The sequence below is a fragment of the Enterobacter sp. YSU genome (assembly GCF_016082135.1).
GTDB lineage: Bacteria > Pseudomonadota > Gammaproteobacteria > Enterobacterales > Enterobacteriaceae > Enterobacter > Enterobacter hormaechei_C.
Genome location: NZ_CP059487.1, coordinates 3355943 through 3376286, shown reverse-complemented (window position 1 = coordinate 3376286; position 20344 = coordinate 3355943). Strand labels below are relative to the sequence as shown.

Here is a 20344-nt window from a genome sequence, read left to right as displayed (position 1 = left end):
TTACTTCACAAGCCCTTGTTGTTTCAGGAAGTCGGCAGCCACCTTTTTGGCATCCAGCCCCTCAACGGCAATGCTGGCATTCAGCTGTTGCAGCGTTTTCGCATCCAGTTTTTCAAACACCGGTTTGAGCCATTCCGCAATATCCGGGTAGGCTTTCAGCACCGCCTCGCGCACGACCGGGGTTGGGGCGTAAATGGGCTGAACGCCTTTCGGGTCGGTCAGGGTTTGCAGACCAAGCGCCGCGACCGGGCCGTCGGTGCCGTAGGCCATCGCCGCGTTGACGCCGGAGGTTTGCTGCGCCGCCGCCTTAATGGTCACCGCCGTGTCGCCGCCCGCCAGCGAGAGCAGCTGAGACTGATCGAGCTTGAAATCATAGGCTTTTTCAAACGCTGGCAGGGCATCAGCGCGCTCGATAAACTCTGCCGAGGCCGCGAGCTTAAACTCGCCCTTCTCTTTCAGGTAGCGGCTGAGATCGTCAAGCGAGGTGAGCTTGCCTTTCTCGGCAATATCTTTACGCACCGCGATGATCCAGGTGTTGTTGGCCGGTGCCGGCGTAAGCCAGACCAGCTTATTTTTTTCCGCGTCCAGCTTTTTGACTTTTTCGTACCCGGCTTTGGCATTTTTCCAGGCCGGATCGTTTTCATCCTTGAAGAAGAATGCCCCGTTGCCGGTGTATTCCGGGTAGATATCCAGCTCGCCGGACGTGATGGCACCGCGTACGACAGGTGTGGTGCCAAGCTGTACTTTATTGACCGTTTTCACGCCGTGGCTTTCGAGTACCTGCAAAATGATATTGCCGAGCAACGCGCCCTCGGTATCAATTTTGGAACCCACCTTAACCGGCTCTGCGGCCTGTAGCGGCAGGCTTAGCGCCGCCAGAAGCACCGCCGATCCTGTTATCCCCTTAATAATCGTCATTCTGCTTTCCTCATTATTTTGTGGCCTTTTTCATAGGCTTGAGACAAAAGCGTAGCTTAAAACAGCGAATTTAACCGTTTTTCGTACAAGATGAGAGGCATCCCCCGCCAGGCGGGGGATGGGGAGGAAGGTAAGATTATTGCAGCTCGAATTCGGCTTTGTTCACGCGGGCGGAATCCACGCCAATGAAGACGTTGAATTTGCCAGGCTCGGCATCGTATTTCATCTGCTGGTTCCAGAACTTCAGCGCATTCACGTCAATCGGGAAGCTGACCGTTCTGGTTTCGCCCGGTTTCAGGTTGACCTTCTCGAAGCCGCGCAGCTGTTTCACCGGACGGCTCATGGAGGCCGTGACATCCTGAATGTACATCTGGATCACCGTCGCGCCTTCGCGTTTGCCGCTGTTGGTCACCTCCACGCTGGCGGTCACTTTGCCGTCATGCTTCAGGGTCGGCGCTGACATTTTCACGTCAGAGACCTTAAAGGTGGTGTAGCTCAGGCCATAGCCAAACGGATACAGCGGGCCGTTCGCCTCATCGAAATAACGAGACGTGTACTTGTTCGGCTTGTCAGCGTTATACGGACGACCAGTGTTCAGGTGGCTGTAGTAAACCGGGATCTGCCCGACGGAGCGCGGGAAGGACATCGGCAGCTTGCCGGACGGGTTGTAATCGCCAAACAGCACGTCGGCAATGGCGTTACCGCCTTCGGTACCGGCGAACCAGGTTTCCAGAATAGCGTCAGCCTGCTGGTCTTCTTTCACCAGCGCCAGCGGACGCCCGTTCATCAGCACCAGCACCAGCGGCTTGCCGGTGGCTTTCAGGGCCGCGATCAGATCACGCTGGCTTTGCGGGATAGTGATTTCGGTACGACTGGAGGCTTCGTGCGCCATCCCCTGCGCTTCACCCACCACCGCGACCACCACGTCGGACTGCTTCGCGGCGTTCACCGCTTCGTCGATCATCTCTTTCGGCGTGCGCGGATCCACCTTCACCGCTTCCTCGTACTGGTTGAGGAAGGTCACGATGTCTTTATCGTTGGTGACGTTCGCGCCTTTGGCGTAAACCACTTTTGCATTATCACCCACGGCGCTCTTAATGCCGGTCAGCACGGTAACGGACTGATCCGCCACGCCTGCGGCGGACCAGCTGCCCATGACGTCACGCTTGCTGTCGGCCAGCGGACCGACCACGGCAATGGTGCCGGATTTTTTCAGCGGCAGCGTGTCGAGACGGTTTTTCAGCAGCACCAGGCTTTCGCGCGCTACTTCCCGGGCTTCTTTACGGTGCAGACGGCTTTCGGCGTTGGTGTCCGCCGGGTCTGAATCCTTCGGCCCCAGATGGCTGTAAGGATCGTTAAACAGCCCCATGTCATATTTCACGTTCAGCACGTGGCGAGCGGCGTCGTCCAGCTCTGCCATCGTCACTTTGCCGCTCTTCACCAGCCCCGGCAGGTATTTGCTGTAGTACTCGTCGCTCATGCTCATGTTGATGCCGGACTTGAGCGCCACGCGTACCGCGTCTTCCGGATCGGACGCCGTGCCGTGTTTAATCAGCTCTTTAATCGCGCCGTGGTCAGAGACGGTAATGCCCTTAAAGCCCCACTGGTCGCGCAACACGTCTTTCAGCAGCCACGAATCGGAGGTGGCAGGCGTGCCGTTGAGAGAGTTCAGCGCTACCATCACCGCCCCGCTGCCCGCGTCCAGCCCTGCCTTGTATGGCGGCATGTAGTCGTTAAACAGGCGCTGTGGGCTCATGTCGACGGTGTTGTACTCTTTACCGCCCTCCACCGCGCCATAGGCGGCGAAGTGCTTGACGCTGGTCATGACCGAGTAACGATCTGCCGGGCTTTTGCCCTGCATCGCTTCCACCATGGTTTTGCCCATCGTGGCGGTTAAATACGTGTCTTCACCGAAGCCCTCCGAAGCGCGGCCCCAGCGCGGATCGCGGGAGACGTCAACCATCGGCGCCCAGGTCATATTCAGGCCGTCGTCTGCGGCTTCATATGCCGAAACGCGCCCGACGGTTTTCACCGCATCAAGATTAAAAGAGGAGGCTAAGCCGAGGCTAATCGGGAAGACGGTACGCTGGCCGTGCACCACGTCATAAGCGAAGAACAGTGGAATTTTCAGGCGGCTCAGCTCCATCACCTGATCCTGCATCTTGCGGATATCCTGGCGGGTAACGGTGTTAAAAATGGCCCCTACCTGCCCGTCTTTGATCATCTCGCGAATGGCTTCCTTCGGGTTATCCGGACCGACGCTGATCAGGCGCAGCTGGCCGATTTTCTCATCGACCGTCATCTTTTTGAGTAAATCCGTGACAAAGGCGTCGCGGGCTTCGGGCGTGAGCGGGTGATTACCAAACAAATCCTCTGCCAGCGCAGGTTGCAGCGCCAGGCTGACGGCAACACCTACAGAACATAGCCATTTCATGTTGTTATTCTCTCTCATCAATAACCGCGGGAAGCACCCGGCCAGACCGTGCGAAAAGCGCAGTGTGCCATAAAGCCTGAAAACCTTGCAGGGTTATTCTCTGATTTTTCTCATGAATACCCGACCGCTCAACGGCTAATCGCGCTATGCTTTACAGCGAGAAATTTGCCCCACCACAAGGAGTGGAAGATGTCTTCTGTTCGAACTGACGATAACACTACATTTATTAACGAACTGTCTCGCCTGGTTGGTCACTCTCACCTGCTTACCGACCCGGCCAAAACCGCCCGCTATCGGAAGGGCTTTCGCTCCGGCCAGGGCGACGCGCTGGCGGTAGTCTTCCCCGGTACGTTGCTCGAACTGTGGCGCGTGCTCAGCGCCTGCGTTGCGGCAGACAAGATTATTTTAATGCAGGCTGCGAATACCGGCCTGACCGAAGGCTCCACGCCGAACGGCAACGATTACGATCGTGACATCGTGATTATCAGCACCCTGCGCCTCGACAAACTGCACCTGCTGGACAAGGGCGAACAGGTGCTCGCCTTCCCCGGCACCACGCTTTACTCGCTGGAAAAAGCGCTTAAGCCGCTGGGACGCGAACCGCACTCGGTGATCGGCTCATCGTGCATTGGCGCCTCGGTGATCGGCGGGATCTGCAATAACTCCGGCGGCTCGCTGGTGCAGCGCGGCCCGGCTTACACGGAAATGTCGCTGTTCGCCCGTATCGATGAAAACGGCAAGCTGACGCTGGTTAACCATCTGGGGATCGATCTGGGCGTAACGCCAGAGCAGATCCTCAGCAAACTCGACGATGACCGCGTAAAGGACGAAGACGTTCAGCACGATGGCCGTCACGCGCATGACCACGATTACATCACCCGCGTGCGCGATATCAATGCCGATACGCCGGCGCGCTATAACGCCGATCCGGATCGCCTGTTTGAATCCTCCGGCTGCGCGGGCAAGCTGGCCGTTTTTGCGGTGCGCCTCGATACCTTCCCGGCAGAGAAAAAGCAGCAGGTGTTTTACATCGGCACCAATCAGCCGGAGGTGCTGACGGAGATCCGTCGTCATATTCTGGCCGAGTTCACTCACCTGCCGGTGGCGGGCGAGTATATGCACCGGGACATTTACGACATCGCCGAGCGCTACGGCAAAGATACCTTCCTGATGATCGACAAGCTCGGCACCGACAAAATGCCGTTCTTCTTCACTATGAAGGGCCGCACCGACGCGATGCTGGAGAAAGTATCGTTGTTCAAACCGCACTTCACCGAACGCTTTATGCAGAAGCTGGGTAACGTCTTCCCGGCGCATTTACCGGAGCGGATGAAGACCTGGCACGACAAGTATGAGCACCATCTGCTGCTGAAAATGGCCGGGGACGGAATTGCCGAAGCGCAGAGCTGGCTCACCGAATTCTTCAAAACCGCCGACGGGGATTTCTTTGCCTGTACGCCGGAAGAAGGCAGCAAAGCCTTCCTGCACCGCTTCGCCGCGGCGGGTGCTGCCATCCGTTATCAGGCGGTGCATTCCGAAGAGGTGGAGGATATTCTGGCGCTGGATATCGCCCTGCGTCGCAACGATACCGAGTGGTTTGAACATCTGCCGCCGGAGATCGACAGCAAGCTGGTGCATAAGCTCTATTACGGCCACTTTATGTGCTATGTCTTCCATCAGGATTACATCGTCAAAAAAGGGGTTGATGCACACGCGCTGAAAGAACAGATGCTGGCGCTGCTGCACGAGCGTGGCGCGCAATATCCTGCCGAGCACAACGTAGGACACCTGTACAAAGCGCCGGAGACGCTTAAACAGTTTTATCGCAAAAATGACCCTACAAACAGTATGAACCCGGGCATTGGTAAGACAACGCGGAAGAAATACTGGAAAGAGAGTGCCGAAACAGAGGAACACAATACGCAAGCCTCTGATGAACTCTTATAGCCAAATTTAAGAGATTGTTAAGCCCTCCTCAAACGTACTAGAGTATCTGCCTGTTGCCAGAGAAACGTTTCTCTGGCTTTCCAAACAAGGAGCGGGCAGAACATGTCGGCTGTAGAAATTTTCCCCGAAACTGAAATCGAGGTGCGCGACGCCCTTCCTGACGATGCGCATGCCATCTCGGCGATATACGCCTGGCATGTGCTTCATGGCCGTGCGTCCTTCGAGGAAGTTCCTCCCACCGTCGATGAGATGCGTCAGCGGATGAAGAGCGTGACCGACAGCGGTTTAACGTGGCTGGTTGCGCTGTATCGCGGCATTGTTGTCGGCTACTGCTACGCCACGTTTTATCGTCCACGCCAGGCCTACCGGTACACCCTTGAGGAATCCATCTATGTGGATGCCAGCACTACCGGGCGCGGGTTTGGCTCGGCCTTACTCCAGGCACTGATCGCCCGTTGTGAACAAGGACCCTGGCGGCAGATGATTGCCGTGGTTGGTGACGGAAACAATAATGCGGGATCGTTACGGCTGCATAAAAAACATGGCTTCGAGGTTGTCGGTCAACTGCGCAGCGTGGGGTATAAGAAGGGCGACTGGCGGGATACGTTGATCATGCAGCGTCCACTCAACGATGGTGACTGGACGCTGCCGGAGTAGGCGCTTTCGCCCGGTGGCGCTTCGCTTACCGGGCCTACGTATCGGGGCCGCTTTAGGGCCGTAGGCCGGGTAAGGCGAAGCCGCCACCCGGCACAGACAGGCGGCTCAGTCGTTCTGCGCCGTCGCCATCTGTTCCGCTTTCTGCTTTTTATACGCCAGCGCTGAAGCCGGCACCGGCTGCACTTTCCCGGTTTCAATCCAGGTGCGCAGGCGGCTGGCGTCCGCAAAGTGGGTATATTTGCCGAAGGCATCCATCACCACCAGCGCCACTGGCTTACCGTTAAACACGGTGCGCATCACCAGGCAGTGCCCTGCCGCATTAGTGAATCCGGTCTTGGTTAACTGAATATTCCAGTTATCGCGATACACCAGATGGTTAGTGTTGCGGAACGGCAGCGTATACGCCGGGTTCGAGAATGTCGCCATCTCCTCACGCGTGGTACTGAGCTGACCGATCAGCGGGTATTGCTTACTGGCGATCAGCAGCTTGGTTAAATCACGCGCCGTCGAGACGTTATGAATCGACAGACCGGTTGGCTCCACGAAATGGGTATTTTTCATCCCCAGCGCTTTGGCTTTGGCGTTCATCGCGCGGATAAACGCGTCGTAACCACCAGGATAATGGTGGGCAAGGCTTGCCGCCGCGCGGTTCTCAGAGGACATCAGCGCCAGCAGCAGCATATTTTTACGGCTGATTTCACTGTTCAGACGCACGCGAGAGTAGATCCCTTTCATCTCTGGCGTGTGGCTGATATCCACCTTCAGCTTTTCGTCCAGCGGCAGTCGTGCATCAAGCACCACCATCGCGGTCATGACTTTGGTTATGGAAGCGATCGGGCGCACCAGATCCGGATGACTGGCGTAGATCACCTTGTTGGTATTCAGGTCAACGATCATCGCGCTGCCGGACGCAATCTGGGGTTGCGCAGCAGCGGTGGCGACTGCGGTCGTTTTGGCGATGGCTGGCGCGGTAGCGGAGACGCCCAGCAGCAGCGCAAGACTAAGGAGTGACACTCGAAATTTCAGCATGATGAGACTTCTGATAATGATTCACGCACGTTATGACGTACACCGCCTGTGTCAACGGATAGACACAGGCTGGCTTCGGCATCATAGCGGTCACCGTGCGTTGTCGCCAGCGGAGAATCATAACCAGATGCTGCATTGCTGGCATTTACGCCAGCAATGCAGGGAACTTAAAAGAGACGGTATCCATAACCCCAAAGAATAACTGTCAGGGCCAGTAGCGCCTCAAGGACCAGTACGCCGATGGCAAGCGTAGAGCTGGAGAAGCTCAGGCCCTCTTCTTTATTGATATTGAGGAAGGTTGGCACCCCTACATACAGCAGATAACCGGTGTAAAAGAGGGCAACCGTACCGATCAGCGCGCACAGCCAGACCAGTGGATAGAGCGCGACAATACCGCTTAAAAACAGCGGGGTCGCGACGTATCCGGCGAAGACCATACAGTGTGCCAGCGACGGGCGCTGCGGATAGTTGCGCGCCATCCAGTGGATGACCCGCCCCATCACCGCCACCCCAGCCAGCATAAGGCCATAAAACAGAATGGCCAGGTACAGTCCGGTAAACCAGGAAAGCTGAACCACGGTGCCGTCACCAAAGTTCCAGCCTATCTGCGTAGTACCAATAAACGCGCAGACCACCGGCACCGCTGCCATCAGCAGGACATGGTGGGTATAGTGATGCGCGACCGTTTCGTTCTCGTTACGGATCACCTGCATTTCACGATCGGGATGGGAGAAAAGTCCCCAGACATGGTTCATAACGCCCCCTTGTTGTCGGCCCGTCAGCGATAGCTTAAGTATAATGCAGGCTTTAGATTATTTTATGTACAGTGGGAAATTTCCGTTGATTGCCGCGCGGTTGATGGATGGGGTATATGATTAACGCAGGCACAGTAAGGGAGATGACGTTTACGTAATGGATATCAACGGTCTTATTGAACAATATGGATACGCCGCGCTGGTGATCGGCAGCGTCGCGGAAGGCGAAACCATCACGCTGCTGGGCGGGGTGGCCGCACATCAGGGATTGCTGAAATTCTCGCTGGTGGTCGCCGCCGTCGCGTTGGGCGGTATGATTGGCGATCAGCTGCTCTACTTTCTGGGGCTGCGCTTTGGCCCGACGCTTTTGCAACGTTTTGCTAAGCATCAAAAGAAAATTCGCCGTGCTCAGCGGCTTATCCAGCGACGTCCCTGGCTGTTTGTGATTGGTACCCGCTTTATGTACGGCTTTCGCATCATCGGGCCAATACTGATTGGCGCGAGCCGCTTACCGCCGAAAATCTTCCTGCCGCTGAACATTCTCGGGGCGATTGCCTGGGCGCTGATTTTCACCACGCTTGGCTACGTGGGTGGCGAAGTAATAGGTCCGTGGCTGCATAATCTCGATCAACATCTTAAACACTGGGCCTGGTTGATCCTGGTTGTTGCGGTGGTGATTGTGGTACGGCTGTGGATGCGGCACAGAGAGAAGAGGCGGGATCAGGAGTGAGTGCGGCCTGATGCCCTCACCCCGGCCCTCTCCCACAGGGAGAGGGGGTTTTTAGTTCCCTCTCCCACAGGGAGAGGGTTAGGGTGAGGGGAACCTATCCCTCCGGCTTAAACTGCGGATTCGCCAGCATAAAACCGCCGTCGACGATAAACGACTGCCCGGTGGTGTAGCTGGCGTCGCTGTCACACAGCCACGCCACCAGGCTGGCAATTTCTTTGGTATGCCCTGGCCGTGCCAGCGGGATTTCCGGCATTGCGCCTTCTTTCACTTCGCTGTCGTCCATATCATTCATCGGCGTGGCGATCGCTCCGGGCGCAACGGCGTTCACCAGAATCTTATGTTTAACCAGCTCCAGCGCCATCGACTTCGTTAACCCGCCCAGCGCATGTTTGGCCGCCGTATAGGCGCTGGCGTCCGGCAATGGCGTATGTTCATGCACCGAGGTGATATTCACGATCCGCCCCCCTTCCCCCTGCTTCACCATCTGACGCGCCGCGATTTGCGAGCAGAGAAACGCGCCGTCCACGTCAACGGTGAATATGTGCCGCCAGTCGTCAAACGACAGGTCCAGAAATGGCGCTTTATTCATCGCCCCGGCATTGTTAACCAGCACATCCAGCCGCCCGAAACGCGTAATCAGGGTTTCAATGGCCTTTGCGCCTTCCGGCAAATTGCTTAAGTCGAGATGAATGGCCTCGGCACGCTGCCCGCGCGCTTCAATTTCACGGCAGGTTGCCAGCGCCCCTTTCTCATCTGAATGCCAGGTTACTCCGACATCAAACCCGCGTTCGGCCAGCATCAGGGCCGTCGTTTTGCCAATTCCTGAATCCGATGCGGTAACAATTGCGACTCGCGTCATACTCACCTCCTGATAATCTGCAAAGAGGTAAGTATAGATAATGCGCAATGTTAGCCGTGATGATATCCGCCACCGAGCGCGGAGGTGAGCTGGAGCGTGGCATCCACGTACTGACCTTTCAGCATCAACCCGGTAATACGCTCTTTGAGCGCCGGAATTTTTGCTTCACTCACCCGGGAGCCGGCAATGATCCCGGCGCTGAAACGCGCCTGTGCCAGCGCAACGACGCGCGCCGCATCTTTTTCGATCTGCTGCTGGTGCTGATTTTTGGCGGTCAGCGTTTCCACTTCGCTGGCCGTCCGGGCAACCTGGTTTACGGCATCTACCACGGCCTTGTTGTAGTTCGCCACGGAGAGGATGTTTTGCGCCTGGGCGATATCCAGGTTCGCATTCAACCGACCGCTGTCAAAAATTGGCAGCGTCAGCCCGGCGGTTACGCCCATTTGCTGCGCAGATGAGCGGAACAGGTCACTCAGGTGCAATGCATCCTGCTGCAAGAATGCCATCAAATTGATGTCAGGGTAGAACGCGGCTCTGGCGGCATCCACTTCGCTCATGGATGCTTCGATATACCAGTGCGCCTCCTGCAAATCCGGGCGCCGAGCCAGCAGTTCATAACCGAGCGTTGATGGCAACGACGCCTCTGCGTCAGGTAAGGCATGCCGGGCGAGCGTGACTGAAGGGGTATGGGTCAACGCATTCAGACGCGCCTCAATGACCTTAATTTTGCCGTGCACGTCAGCGAGCTGTTCATCGGTTTTGCTGGCATTGATATCCGTTTCAACGCCTTCCACCGAGGAGGTAATGCCGTGCTGATAAAGCTCGCGATCGGCACCGATGATATTTTCCTGCTCCCGTTTGATTTGCGCGAGTACGTCACCCACCGCGGCCTCGGTCTGCCAGTCCCAGTACAGCCGCGCGACGCTGCTGGCGAGCAGCTGGCGGGTCTGCTCCAGCTCCGCTTTTTGCGCATTCACCTGACCGATGCGGGCCTCAATTTGGGCGCGGTTTTTACCCCATAAATCCAGATCCCAACCCGCCGTCAGACCAAAGGTGCCGTTGGTGTACCAGGGGCCGGTTGTCCCCGCCGCCGGGTCGGTCAGCGCAAATGGCCCCATCAGCCCCTCTGCCGACATTTTTTGCCGTTCAACATCTGCGGAAAAATCCAGCTGTGGACCCTCAGCAGCGACAGCGGCTTTCGCCTGTGCTTCCGCCAGGGTAATACGCTGACGGGCAATTTGCATATCCGGCGCATCCGCCAGCGCTTTGTCGATCAGCGCGTTGAGCTGGGGGTCGTTAAAGTCTTTCCACCATTCGCTTTTTGGCCAGTCGGCATGACGCAGTTGGGTATTTACAGCTGCGGCGGCGGCTTGCGTTTTTACTGGAGACACCGTGGCATGTTCCGGCGCGCAGGCGGCCAGCATAAAAACAAGAGGAGCACTCAGAGATAAAGTAAGAGAACGTTTCATTACGCCATGAACTCAAAAAAATAAAGGCGCAACTTACGCTTACTGACGTTCCGTTTTTTAGTAACGCGTGGCAATCCGCATATTGTTATACATTTTCATATCCGGAAATTTATTCCCCAAGACAATGATTTAATTTCATGTATTCATGCTAATTATGAATTGGCTGCTACACTTACTTCGACAGACATACGCAGGAGAGGCGAATGAAAATATTATTGTGGGTTATTTTGATTATATTTCTGATAGGGCTGCTGGTGGTAACCGGCGTATTCAAGATGATTTTCTGATTCTGTTGCCCGGCTCCGTGCCGGGCAAACTCTTCACACTTCGCTCAGGATTTTGACTGGATCACCCGGGCAATATCCGCAGACGTCTGTAGCGTACGGATCTCCTGAAATAATCCCAGCGCGTCGTCGTACTCTTTACGCAAATAACTCAGCCACTGCTTAATGCGCGCGACGTGATACAAGCCGGTATCGCCCTGCTTTTCCAGCCGCGTGTATTTTTGCAGTAGTTTCACCACATCCGCCCACGGCATCCGCGGCTCATTATATTTCACCACCCGGCTGAGGTTCGGCACGTTCAGCGCACCGCGGCCAATCATCACGGCATTACAGCCGGTCTCTTTGAGGCAGGCCTGCGCGCTCTCGTAATCCCAGATTTCGCCGTTGGCAATCACCGGGATCGTAAGCCGTTTGCGGATCTCGCCAATCGCCTGCCAGTTAATGCGCTCGGCTTTATAACCATCCTCTTTGGTTCGCCCGTGCACCACCAGCTCGGTGGCGCCCGCCTGCTGCACCGCGTCAGCAATTTCAAACTGCTTGTCGTCGCTGTCCCATCCCAGACGCACTTTGACCGTCACCGGCAGGTGCGATGGCACCGCCTCACGCATGGCCTTTGCGCCGCGATAAATCAGCTCCGGATCTTTAAGTAGCGTCGCCCCCCCGCCGCTGCCGTTGACCAGCTTTGACGGACAGCCGCAGTTAAGATCGACGCCGTACGAACCAAGCGCTACCGCGCGGGCGGCGTTTTCAGCCAGCCACTCAGGATACTGGCCGAGCAGCTGGACACGCACCAGCGTACCGGACGGGGTACGGCTCTGACGATGCAGTTCCGGGCAGAGACGATAAAATGATTTTTCTGGCAGCAACATATCGACCACGCGCAGAAACTCCGTCACGCAGAGATCGTAATCGTTCACCTCGGTAAGCAGCTCGCGCACGAGAGAGTCGAGCACACCTTCCATCGGGGCCAGTAAAACACGCATTCTGAGTACCTGTGAAAAAAGACGCGCTATAGTAGCTGCTCTCTATGTATGTTGAAAGCCCGGCGTTCCATTGCGGAATGTCTGGTATGCCCAAAATTCATGATGTGATCCGTGGCACATTTTCAGGTTTAATTGTATGATGAATACGTCTCAGCAAGGACTTTCACCATGAGCAAATCACTGAATACTATCTGGCAATACCTTCGCGCCTTCGTCCTGATTTATGCCTGCCTGTACGCCGGTATTTTTATCGCTTCGCTGCTGCCGATTACGATACCCGGCAGCATTATCGGCATGCTGATCCTGTTTGTGCTACTGGCATTACAGGTGCTGCCCGCGAAATGGGTTAATCCGGGGTGCTTCGTTCTCATTCGCTATATGGCCCTGCTTTTTGTGCCTATCGGCGTTGGGGTGATGCAGTATTACGATGTGCTTAAAGCGCAGTTCGGCCCGATTGTGGTCTCCTGCGCCATCAGTACGCTGGTGGTATTCCTGGTCGTCAGCTGGAGTTCACACATTGTGCATGGCGAACGCAAGGTCGTCGGGGAGAGAACAAAAAAATGATGGCGAATATCTGGTGGTCCCTGCCGTTAACCCTGGTGGTGTTCTTTGCTGCGCGTAAGCTTGCGGTGCGTTTCAAAATGCCGTTGCTCAACCCGCTGCTGGTCGCCATGGTGGTGATTATTCCTTTTCTGCTGCTCACCGGCATTCCTTACGAGCGTTACTTCGCCGGGAGCAAGATCCTCAACGATTTGTTGCAGCCTGCCGTGGTGGCGCTGGCGTTTCCTTTATATGAGCAACTGCATCAGATCCGCGCGCGCTGGAAATCCATCATTACCATCTGCTTTGTGGGTAGCCTTGTTGCGATGATCACCGGTACCTCGGTGGCCTTATTGATGGGCGCGTCGCCGCAGATCGCCGCCTCTATCCTGCCTAAATCCGTCACCACACCGATTGCCATGGCCGTGGGCGGCAGCATCGGGGGCATTCCGGCCATCAGCGCCGTGTGCGTGATTTTCGTCGGTATCCTGGGCGCGGTGTTTGGTCATACGCTGCTGAATATCATGAAAATTCGGACCAAAGCGGCACGCGGTCTGGCGATGGGTACCGCCTCGCACGCGCTGGGCACCGCACGCTGCGCGGAACTGGATTATCAGGAAGGGGCATTCAGCTCGCTGGCGCTGGTGATCTGCGGGATTATTACTTCCCTGGTCGCGCCGTTTATCTTCCCGATTATTCTGGCAGTCATGGGCTAAAATTTGCGATGCGTCGCGCAAATTTCATTTTCATTTCATAAGTTGCACACATAATGAGATTTGGATCACATATAAAGGCCGTACGGCTCCGTACACTACCGATCCATTAACCTTGATGAGGCAACGTCATGCATCCACGTTTTCAAGCTGCTTTCTCTCAGCTTGCAGAGAATTTGCAATCAGCCCTGGCTCCGGTTCTGGCGGATGCGCATTTCCCCGCCCTGCTGAAGGCAGATCAGGTCACGGCCCTTAAACAGGCAACGGGGCTGGACGAAGACGCGCTGGCTTTCGCCCTGCTGCCCCTTGCGGCTGCCTGCGCCCGCGCTGACCTTTCCCATTTTAACGTAGGCGCAATTGCGCGCGGCGTGAGCGGAACCTGGTACTTCGGCGGAAACATGGAGTTTCTTGGTGCGACCATGCAGCAAACCGTCCACGCGGAGCAGAGCGCCATCAGTCACGCCTGGCTGCGCGGCGAAAAAGCCCTGCGCGCCATCACCGTCAACTATACCCCTTGCGGCCACTGCCGCCAGTTTATGAATGAGCTGAACAGCGGTCTTGAACTGCGTATCAACCTGCCGGGACGCGCACCGCATACGCTGGGTGATTACCTGCCGGATGCTTTCGGCCCGAAAGATCTTGAGATCAAAACCCTGCTGATGGACGAGCAGGACCACGGTTATGCGCTCTCGGGAGATGAGCTGAGCGAAGCGGCCATTGCCGCCGCCAATAAAAGCCACACGCCATACAGCAAATCTCCAAGCGGCGTCGCCCTTCAGTGCCGCGACGGCCGCATCTTCACCGGCAGCTATGCAGAGAACGCCGCATTTAACCCGACGCTGCCTCCGCTCCAGGGTGCCCTGAACCTGCTTAGCCTGAACGGGTATGACTACCCGGATATTCAGCGCGCAATCCTGGCTGAAAAGGCCGATGCGCCGCTGATCCAGTGGGACGCGACCGCAGCCACGCTGAAAGCGCTGGGCTGTTCAACCATCGACCGCGTGCTGCTGGCATAATCTGTTCGGCGGGCAGAGTTGCCCGCCAGTCTGACGAAAAACCCCTCAGTTGAATCGCTGTTTCTTGCGCTAACCAGGCGGGTACAGTAGCCTGAGGGAAATTTCATCATCGGTACGAGCCATCTGCATGTTAAAGCGCGTGTTTTACAGCCTGTCTGTCCTGGTCGGCATACTGCTGTTGATCGTGCTGGGCCTCGACCGCTGGATGAGCTGGAAAACAGCCCCCTACATTTTTGATGACCTACAGGATCTCCCCTACCGTCAGGTTGGTGTGGTGCTTGGCACCGCCAAGTATTACCGCACTGGCGTCATAAATCAGTATTACCGGTATCGTATTCAGGGCGCGCTGAACGCCTATAACAGCGGCAAGGTGAACTATCTGCTGCTGAGCGGCGATAACGCGCTGCAAAGCTATAACGAGCCGGTGACGATGCGCAAAGATCTGATTGCCGCAGGCGTCGACCCGGCCGATATCGTGCTCGACTACGCCGGATTCCGCACGCTTGATTCCATCGTGCGTACCCGCAAGGTGTTCGACACCAATGATTTCATCATCATTACCCAGCGTTTCCACTGCGAGCGGGCGCTGTTTATCGCCCTGCATATGGGCATTCAGGCGCAGTGTTATGCGGTGCCATCGCCAAAGGATATGCTGAGCGTGCGCGTACGTGAGTTTGGCGCTCGTTTTGGCGCGCTGGCTGACCTGTACTTATTCAAACGTGAACCGCGCTTTTTAGGCCCGCTGGTGCCGATCCCAACGATGCACGAAGTGCCGGAGAATGCACAGGGTTACCCGGCGGTAACGCCAGAGCAGTTGCTGGAAATTCAGAAGAAGTAATAACTTTTGTCGGGTGGCGGCTTCGCCTTACCCGACCTACGATCGCGATTTTGTAGGCCCGGTAAGCGTCGCGCCACCAGGCAAAAAAAGGCCCGCTACGTGAGCGGGCCTTTTCATTCTGAAGATCTTACTTCTTACGCGCGTACTTCAGTGAATCCAGCGCAACCGCGAAGATGATGATGGCGCCCTTGATGATGTACTGCCAGTAGGGGTTCACGCCGATGTAGGTCAGGCCGTAGTTGATAACGGTGAAGATGATCACACCGGTCACCACGCCCAGCACGGTCCCCACGCCGCCGCTGAAGGAGACGCCGCCAACCACGCAGGCTGCAATCGCATCCAGTTCGTACATAAAGCCGAGGTTGTTGGTTGCAGAGCCGATACGGCCCGCTTCCAGCATCCCGCCGAAGGCGTAGAAGACCCCGGACAGGGCGTAAATCATCAGCAGGTTCAGAGCCACGTTGACCCCGGACACTTTCGCCGCTTCAGGGTTACCGCCGATAGCAAAGATGTTTTTACCGAAGCGGGTTTTGTTCCACAGGATCCAGACGAACGCCACCGCAATCAGCGCATAGAAGGTGATGTAGGAGAGACGGAAGCTGCCCAGCGCAACAAACCCCTGCGTGAAGGTCGAGAAGCCGCTGTCGAAGCCAGAGATTGGAGACGCGCCGACGAAATCGTAGTACAGGGAGTTGATACCATAAACGATGATCATCGTGCCAAGCGTGGTGATGAATGGCGTCACGTTCAGGTAAGCAATGATGATGCCGTTAATCAGGCCAATTACCGCGCCGATGGCGCACACGATCAGGATCACCACGAAAATCGGCATGGTCGCCATCTCCGGGAACACCTTGTTGGCGTTTTCCATCGACTGCAACAGGGTTGCCGCAATGACCGCCGCCAGACCCACCTGGCGCCCTGCCGAAAGGTCAGTCCCTTGGGTAACGATAAGCCCCGCCACGCCAAGCGCGATAATAATACGTACGGAAGACTGGGTCAGAATGTTACTCAAGTTCAGCAGACTTAAGAACGTAGGGTCCTGGAAAATAATAATCGCCAGCAAGACTAAAAGAACAACGTAAATACCGCCTTCTTTCAGATAAGTGAGAAAACTTTTTTTATTTAACGCACTCATGAGGAGCCCCTGATCTTAAAGGTGCAAAGACGCAAGACGCAAAATTTCGTTTTGCGTTGTCGTTTTGGTTTCAACAATACCGGCAACGAGACCATTGCTCATAACCAGAATACGGTCTGTGATCCCTAACAATTCCGGCATTTCGGAAGAAATAATAATGATCCCTTTATCTTTTTTCGCCAGCTCGGCGATCAGCTGGTAAATCTCAAATTTTGCACCCACGTCGATACCGCGCGTAGGTTCATCCAGCATCAGAATTTCAGGCTGGGTTAATAGCCAGCGACCAATAATGACTTTCTGCTGGTTCCCTCCCGAGAGTGAGCCAATTTGCGTGCGGTGGCCCGGCGTTTTCACGCGCATGGAGTCAATCACCCACTGGGTATCGCTCTTCATGCGGGAATTATCCAGCAGCCCGACTTTATTTTTGTAATTGCGAATATTAGAAATTAACGAGTTAAAGTTAATATCCAGATAAGCGTAAATACCGGTGGAACGACGCTCTTCCGTCACCAGCGCAAAGCCATTATTAATGGCTTCGTTGGCGTTGTGGTTGTTGATCTTCTTACCGTGCAGCGTAATGGTGCCTTCGGCTTTCTCACGGATACCAAACAGGGTTTCCACGATATCGGTGCGCTTGGCGCCCACCAGCCCTGCGATGCCAAGGATCTCCCCCTTGTGCAGATCGAAAGAGACATCGCGGATAGACGGCTGACGCAGCGAGGTCAGGTTACGCACCTCCAGAATCACTTCGCCTGGCTTGTTTTCTTTATCCGGGAAGCGCTGGTTCAGAGAACGGCCAACCATCATGGCGATGATCTTGTCCATATCCAGCCCTTCCAGCGGCTGGGTGGCGATCCACTGGCCGTCGCGCAGGATGGTGATTTCATCGCACAGCTGGAAGATCTCTTCCATTTTATGTGAGATATAGACAATGCCGCAGCCGCGATCTTTCAGCTTACGAATAATGGTAAAAAGGTGGTTAACCTCTTTTTCCGTTAATGACGATGTCGGTTCATCCATGATCACGATTTTCGCATCATAGGAGAACGCTTTGGCAATTTCGATCATCTGCATCTGGGAAACGGATAATGTCCCGACGCGTGCGCGCGGGTCGATATCAATATCCAGCTCATCAAAAATGGCTTTGGTGTCGCGATACATTTTATCCTGATCGACAAAGACACCTTTGGTTGGATAACGACCCAACCACATATTATCCATAACTGAACGTTGCAGAACCAGGTTTAATTCCTGGTGTACCATCGAGATACCGTTCTCCAGCGCTTCTTTCGCTGAATGGAAGTCGATCTCTTTTCCCTGAAAAAGAATGCTGCCAGAATCTTTTTGATAGATCCCAAAGAGGCATTTTAATAATGTTGATTTACCCGCACCGTTTTCACCCATTAACGCATGAATAGAGTGTGGACGAACTTTTAAATTAACATTATCGAGCGCCTTAACACCGGGGAATGACTTGTTGACACCGGTCATTTCCAACAAGTATTCACCGGACGACTGAGTAGTTGTGCTGACCATAATTATACCTTGTTGGCCTCGCATATCGCGTTATAAAAGGGCGCAACGAATTGCGCCCAGTGAAGACAATGCAGATAACTTATTTACCGATAAACTCAGCCAGGTTGGACTGGTCTACGCCCACGTAAGGAACGCGAACGATTTTGTTGTCAATTTTCCAGTTAGTCCCGTCAGCGGCGCCTTTACCGTCGGCCAGGTTTTTCGCCAGATCGAAGGTGGCTTTCGCCTGGTTGTTGGCATCGTTCAGCACGGTACCGGCCATAGCGCCAGATTTCACCAGCGCCAGCGCTTCTGGCAGGGCATCCACACCGAATACAGGAATGGCGGATTTGTTGTGGGCTTTCAGCGCTTCTACCGCACCCATTGCCATCGCATCGTTGTTGGCGATGACCACTTCAATTTTGTTGGCGTTCGGACCAGACAGCCAAGCGTCCATCTTATCTTTCGCCTGAGCGGTGTCCCACATTGCGGTGTCTAACGCCAGCTGCTGGGTTTTCAGGCCCTTGTCGTTCAGCTCTTTAATAACGTAGGTGGTACGTGCTTCAGCATCCGGATGGCCCGGTTCGCCTTTCAGCAGAACGAACTGAATCTGACCATCTTTGTTCAGATCCCAGTTCGGGTTCGCCGCCCAGTGTTTCGCAATCAGATCGCCCTGGATAATCCCGGACTCTTTGGAGTCGGTACCCACGTAATACGCTTTATCGTAGCTGTCCAGCGCCTTACGGGAAGGTTCTTTGTTGAAGAAGACAATTGGCACGTTCTGGCCGCGCGCTTTCTCGATCACCGTACCTGCCGCCGCCGGGTCAACCAGGTTAATAGCCAGCGCTTTCACGCCTTTTGCCAGAAGAACGTCAATCTGATCGTTCTGTTTGGACTGGTCATTCTGGGAGTCATTCATCAGCAGCTGCACGTCTGGCGCTGATTTAGCATCTTTTTCAATTGCTTTACGCACAACGGACATGAAGTTGTCGTCGTATTTATAGATAGTCACGCCAATACGGGTATCCGCTGCGTGCGCTGCTGCGCCAAAAAGCATGCTTGCCATGACAGCAGACAGAGTCAACACCTTCTTATTCATGGTATCTCCGGTTTTTTTTATGCAGGGTAGTTCTTGTGAAAAACGGTCGGCGGGCAGAAGTTAATAAAACGTTACTGATCGCCGAAGTTCACTTATAAAATGTCCAGCTTCCGTGTTCGGTAACGCTCCAGAAATGCGTTTTATTCGTTGTTTGAGGCATGCTGGTAACGGTAAAAGTGAATAATCACCGTTACATTGTGTTTCAGCCCCTAAAACGCTGACATCATAGACAGCGGCTTGTTAAGATACTGTGAATTTACTCACAGATTGAAAACGGTTACATCACGTGATGTTATCAGTTAGTGATCGGAGCCACAGTTTGTCGGATAGCGACCGAATGGCGGCGAACTAAAGTCGGCATAAAACAATGCGTTGCGTCAGGATCTAACAGCCCTGCCGCCCCCTGTAACGCCAGCTCTGTCGCCAGTTTCGCCATCGACGCAATGGGGTAACGCACCGTTGTCAGCTGCGGATCGGTGTAACGGGCAATCGGGATATCGTCAAAGCCGATCAGCGATAAATGCTGTGGCACCGCAATGCCGTTGTCTTTCAGCGCGGTAAGCGCACCTGCCGCCATGCTGTCGTTATAGGCAAACACGGCCGTCAGCTGAAGATTACGCCCCAGCAGTTCCACCATTGCCGCTTCACCGCCCTGCATGTCCGGCGAACCGGTACCTACCCAGCTTTCCAGCGGCGCAATGCCCTGCTCTTTCAGGGCGTTTTGCCAGCCCTCGCGGCGCATCATGTCGTCTTCAATACCGTGGCTGGAGGCCAGATAACCAATGCGCTGATGGCCGTTGCTGATGAGCATCCGCGTCGCCATCATCGCGCCGCTGATGTTATCCAGACCGACGCAGCGGTGCGCGTAGCCGGGGACGATACGATTGATCAGCACCATGCCGGGGATTTGCTCCATAAACCCGGCCAGCTCTTCATCGCTCAGGGCTTTAGAGTGCACAATCAGGGCGTTACAGCGCTGGCGGATCAGTACCTCAATGGCATAACGCTCTTTTTCAGCCTCGTGATAGCTGTTGCCAATCAACACATATTTCTGGTGCTGCTGGGCAACGACGTCCACCGCTTTGACCAGCGCGCCGAAGAAGGCGTCCGACACGTCCATCACCACTACGCCAATGGTATCGCTGACCTGCGTCGCCAGCGCCTGGGCATTAGCGTTTGGCCGGTACCCCAGCTGGGTCACGGCTTTCATTACGGTTTCACGCGTTTCAGGGCTGACCAGCGCACTGTTGTTCAGCACGCGGGAGACAGTAGCAACAGAAACACCCGCCAGGCGGGCGACGTCACGAATGGTGATCATATTCACCACCCTTTAAAGGATTGCAGCAACTCACAGACACCCCCTGTGTTTAGCAAGGTGGCTATTCTGGCAGCGAGAGAGAGGAGACTACGTGAAGAAGCT

General features: G+C 55.2%; 18 protein-coding genes. 7 read left to right on the top strand and 11 right to left on the bottom strand.

Features of this window, described 5'->3' with window-relative positions; genetic code table 11:
* Complete coding sequence (locus tag H2Z33_RS16290) at window positions 1-918, bottom strand: ABC transporter substrate-binding protein (protein ID WP_063134517.1); 918 nt, start codon at window positions 916-918, stop codon at window positions 1-3.
* A 136-nt stretch (window positions 919-1054) separates the two neighbouring features.
* Complete coding sequence (bglX, locus tag H2Z33_RS16285) at window positions 1055-3352, bottom strand: beta-glucosidase BglX (protein WP_063134518.1); 2298 nt, start codon at window positions 3350-3352, stop codon at window positions 1055-1057.
* A gap of 189 nt (window positions 3353-3541) precedes the next feature.
* On the opposite strand from bglX, the gene dld reads away from it, so the two are divergent.
* Window positions 3542-5299: a D-lactate dehydrogenase gene (dld, locus tag H2Z33_RS16280; protein WP_063134519.1), complete on the top strand. Its 1758-nt coding sequence runs from the start codon at window positions 3542-3544 to the stop codon at window positions 5297-5299.
* A 102-nt stretch (window positions 5300-5401) separates the two neighbouring features.
* Entirely contained in the window at window positions 5402-5956 is a 555-nt protein-coding gene (locus H2Z33_RS16275) for a GNAT family N-acetyltransferase (RefSeq protein ID WP_045910728.1), read from the top strand.
* Window positions 5957-6061: 105 nt separating this feature from the next.
* Here H2Z33_RS16275 and pbpG read toward each other — a convergent pair whose 3' ends face one another.
* Both pbpG and H2Z33_RS16265 read right to left on the bottom strand, forming a co-directional pair.
* Complete coding sequence (gene pbpG, locus H2Z33_RS16270) at window positions 6062-6985, bottom strand: D-alanyl-D-alanine endopeptidase (RefSeq protein ID WP_015572329.1); 924 nt, start codon at window positions 6983-6985, stop codon at window positions 6062-6064.
* A gap of 167 nt (window positions 6986-7152) precedes the next feature.
* Entirely contained in the window at window positions 7153-7740 is a 588-nt protein-coding gene (locus tag H2Z33_RS16265) for a Yip1 family protein (RefSeq protein WP_003859296.1), read from the bottom strand.
* Between the two features lie 157 nt (window positions 7741-7897).
* On the opposite strand from H2Z33_RS16265, the gene H2Z33_RS16260 reads away from it, so the two are divergent.
* Window positions 7898-8470, top strand: coding sequence for a DedA family protein (locus tag H2Z33_RS16260; RefSeq protein WP_032669483.1), 573 nt, complete (start codon window positions 7898-7900; stop codon window positions 8468-8470).
* A gap of 94 nt (window positions 8471-8564) precedes the next feature.
* Here the strand turns inward: H2Z33_RS16260 and H2Z33_RS16255 are convergent, their stop codons facing one another.
* The 3 genes from H2Z33_RS16255 to dusC all read right to left on the bottom strand — a co-directional run bounded on the left by H2Z33_RS16255 (window position 8565) and on the right by dusC (window position 12065).
* Window positions 8565-9329, bottom strand: a complete 765-nt coding sequence (locus tag H2Z33_RS16255) for an SDR family oxidoreductase (protein WP_072203318.1) — start codon at window positions 9327-9329, stop codon at window positions 8565-8567.
* A gap of 50 nt (window positions 9330-9379) precedes the next feature.
* Window positions 9380-10798 (bottom strand): multidrug resistance outer membrane protein MdtQ, encoded by a 1419-nt coding sequence (gene mdtQ / locus H2Z33_RS16250; protein WP_063134520.1) that lies wholly within the window; start codon window positions 10796-10798, stop codon window positions 9380-9382.
* Window positions 10799-11129: 331 nt separating this feature from the next.
* Window positions 11130-12065 carry a tRNA dihydrouridine(16) synthase DusC gene (dusC, locus tag H2Z33_RS16245; RefSeq protein ID WP_015572323.1) on the bottom strand — a complete coding sequence of 312 codons (936 nt, stop codon included), beginning with the start codon at window positions 12063-12065 and terminating at the stop codon, window positions 11130-11132.
* Between the two features lie 168 nt (window positions 12066-12233).
* On the opposite strand from dusC, the gene H2Z33_RS16240 reads away from it, so the two are divergent.
* The 4 genes from H2Z33_RS16240 to sanA all read left to right on the top strand — a co-directional run bounded on the left by H2Z33_RS16240 (window position 12234) and on the right by sanA (window position 15172).
* On the top strand, window positions 12234-12629 hold the full coding sequence (locus tag H2Z33_RS16240; RefSeq protein ID WP_032671768.1) for a CidA/LrgA family protein: 396 nt from the start codon (window positions 12234-12236) through the stop codon (window positions 12627-12629).
* A complete protein-coding gene (locus tag H2Z33_RS16235) occupies window positions 12626-13321 on the top strand; it encodes a CidB/LrgB family autolysis modulator (RefSeq protein WP_015572322.1) in 696 nt (231 codons plus the stop codon). Before H2Z33_RS16240 ends, H2Z33_RS16235 begins: the two co-directional genes overlap by 4 nt.
* Before the next feature lie 128 nt (window positions 13322-13449).
* On the top strand, window positions 13450-14334 hold the full coding sequence (gene cdd, locus H2Z33_RS16230; protein WP_063134521.1) for a cytidine deaminase: 885 nt from the start codon (window positions 13450-13452) through the stop codon (window positions 14332-14334).
* Between the two features lie 127 nt (window positions 14335-14461).
* Window positions 14462-15172 (top strand): outer membrane permeability protein SanA, encoded by a 711-nt coding sequence (sanA, locus tag H2Z33_RS16225; protein WP_017383381.1) that lies wholly within the window; start codon window positions 14462-14464, stop codon window positions 15170-15172.
* A gap of 127 nt (window positions 15173-15299) precedes the next feature.
* Here the strand turns inward: sanA and mglC are convergent, their stop codons facing one another.
* From mglC to galS, 4 genes are all read right to left on the bottom strand, one after another.
* The gene (gene mglC / locus H2Z33_RS16220) at window positions 15300-16310 is read right to left on the bottom strand and encodes a galactose/methyl galactoside ABC transporter permease MglC (RefSeq protein WP_003859318.1); all 1011 of its coding nucleotides are present in this window, start codon (window positions 16308-16310) and stop codon (window positions 15300-15302) included.
* A 15-nt stretch (window positions 16311-16325) separates the two neighbouring features.
* Window positions 16326-17846 carry a galactose/methyl galactoside ABC transporter ATP-binding protein MglA gene (gene mglA, locus H2Z33_RS16215; protein WP_003859320.1) on the bottom strand — a complete coding sequence of 507 codons (1521 nt, stop codon included), beginning with the start codon at window positions 17844-17846 and terminating at the stop codon, window positions 16326-16328.
* A 79-nt stretch (window positions 17847-17925) separates the two neighbouring features.
* Window positions 17926-18924: a galactose/glucose ABC transporter substrate-binding protein MglB gene (gene mglB, locus H2Z33_RS16210; RefSeq protein WP_017383382.1), complete on the bottom strand. Its 999-nt coding sequence runs from the start codon at window positions 18922-18924 to the stop codon at window positions 17926-17928.
* A gap of 295 nt (window positions 18925-19219) precedes the next feature.
* Window positions 19220-20242 (bottom strand): HTH-type transcriptional regulator GalS, encoded by a 1023-nt coding sequence (gene galS / locus H2Z33_RS16205; protein WP_063134522.1) that lies wholly within the window; start codon window positions 20240-20242, stop codon window positions 19220-19222.
* Window positions 20243-20344: the final 102 nt, after the last annotated feature.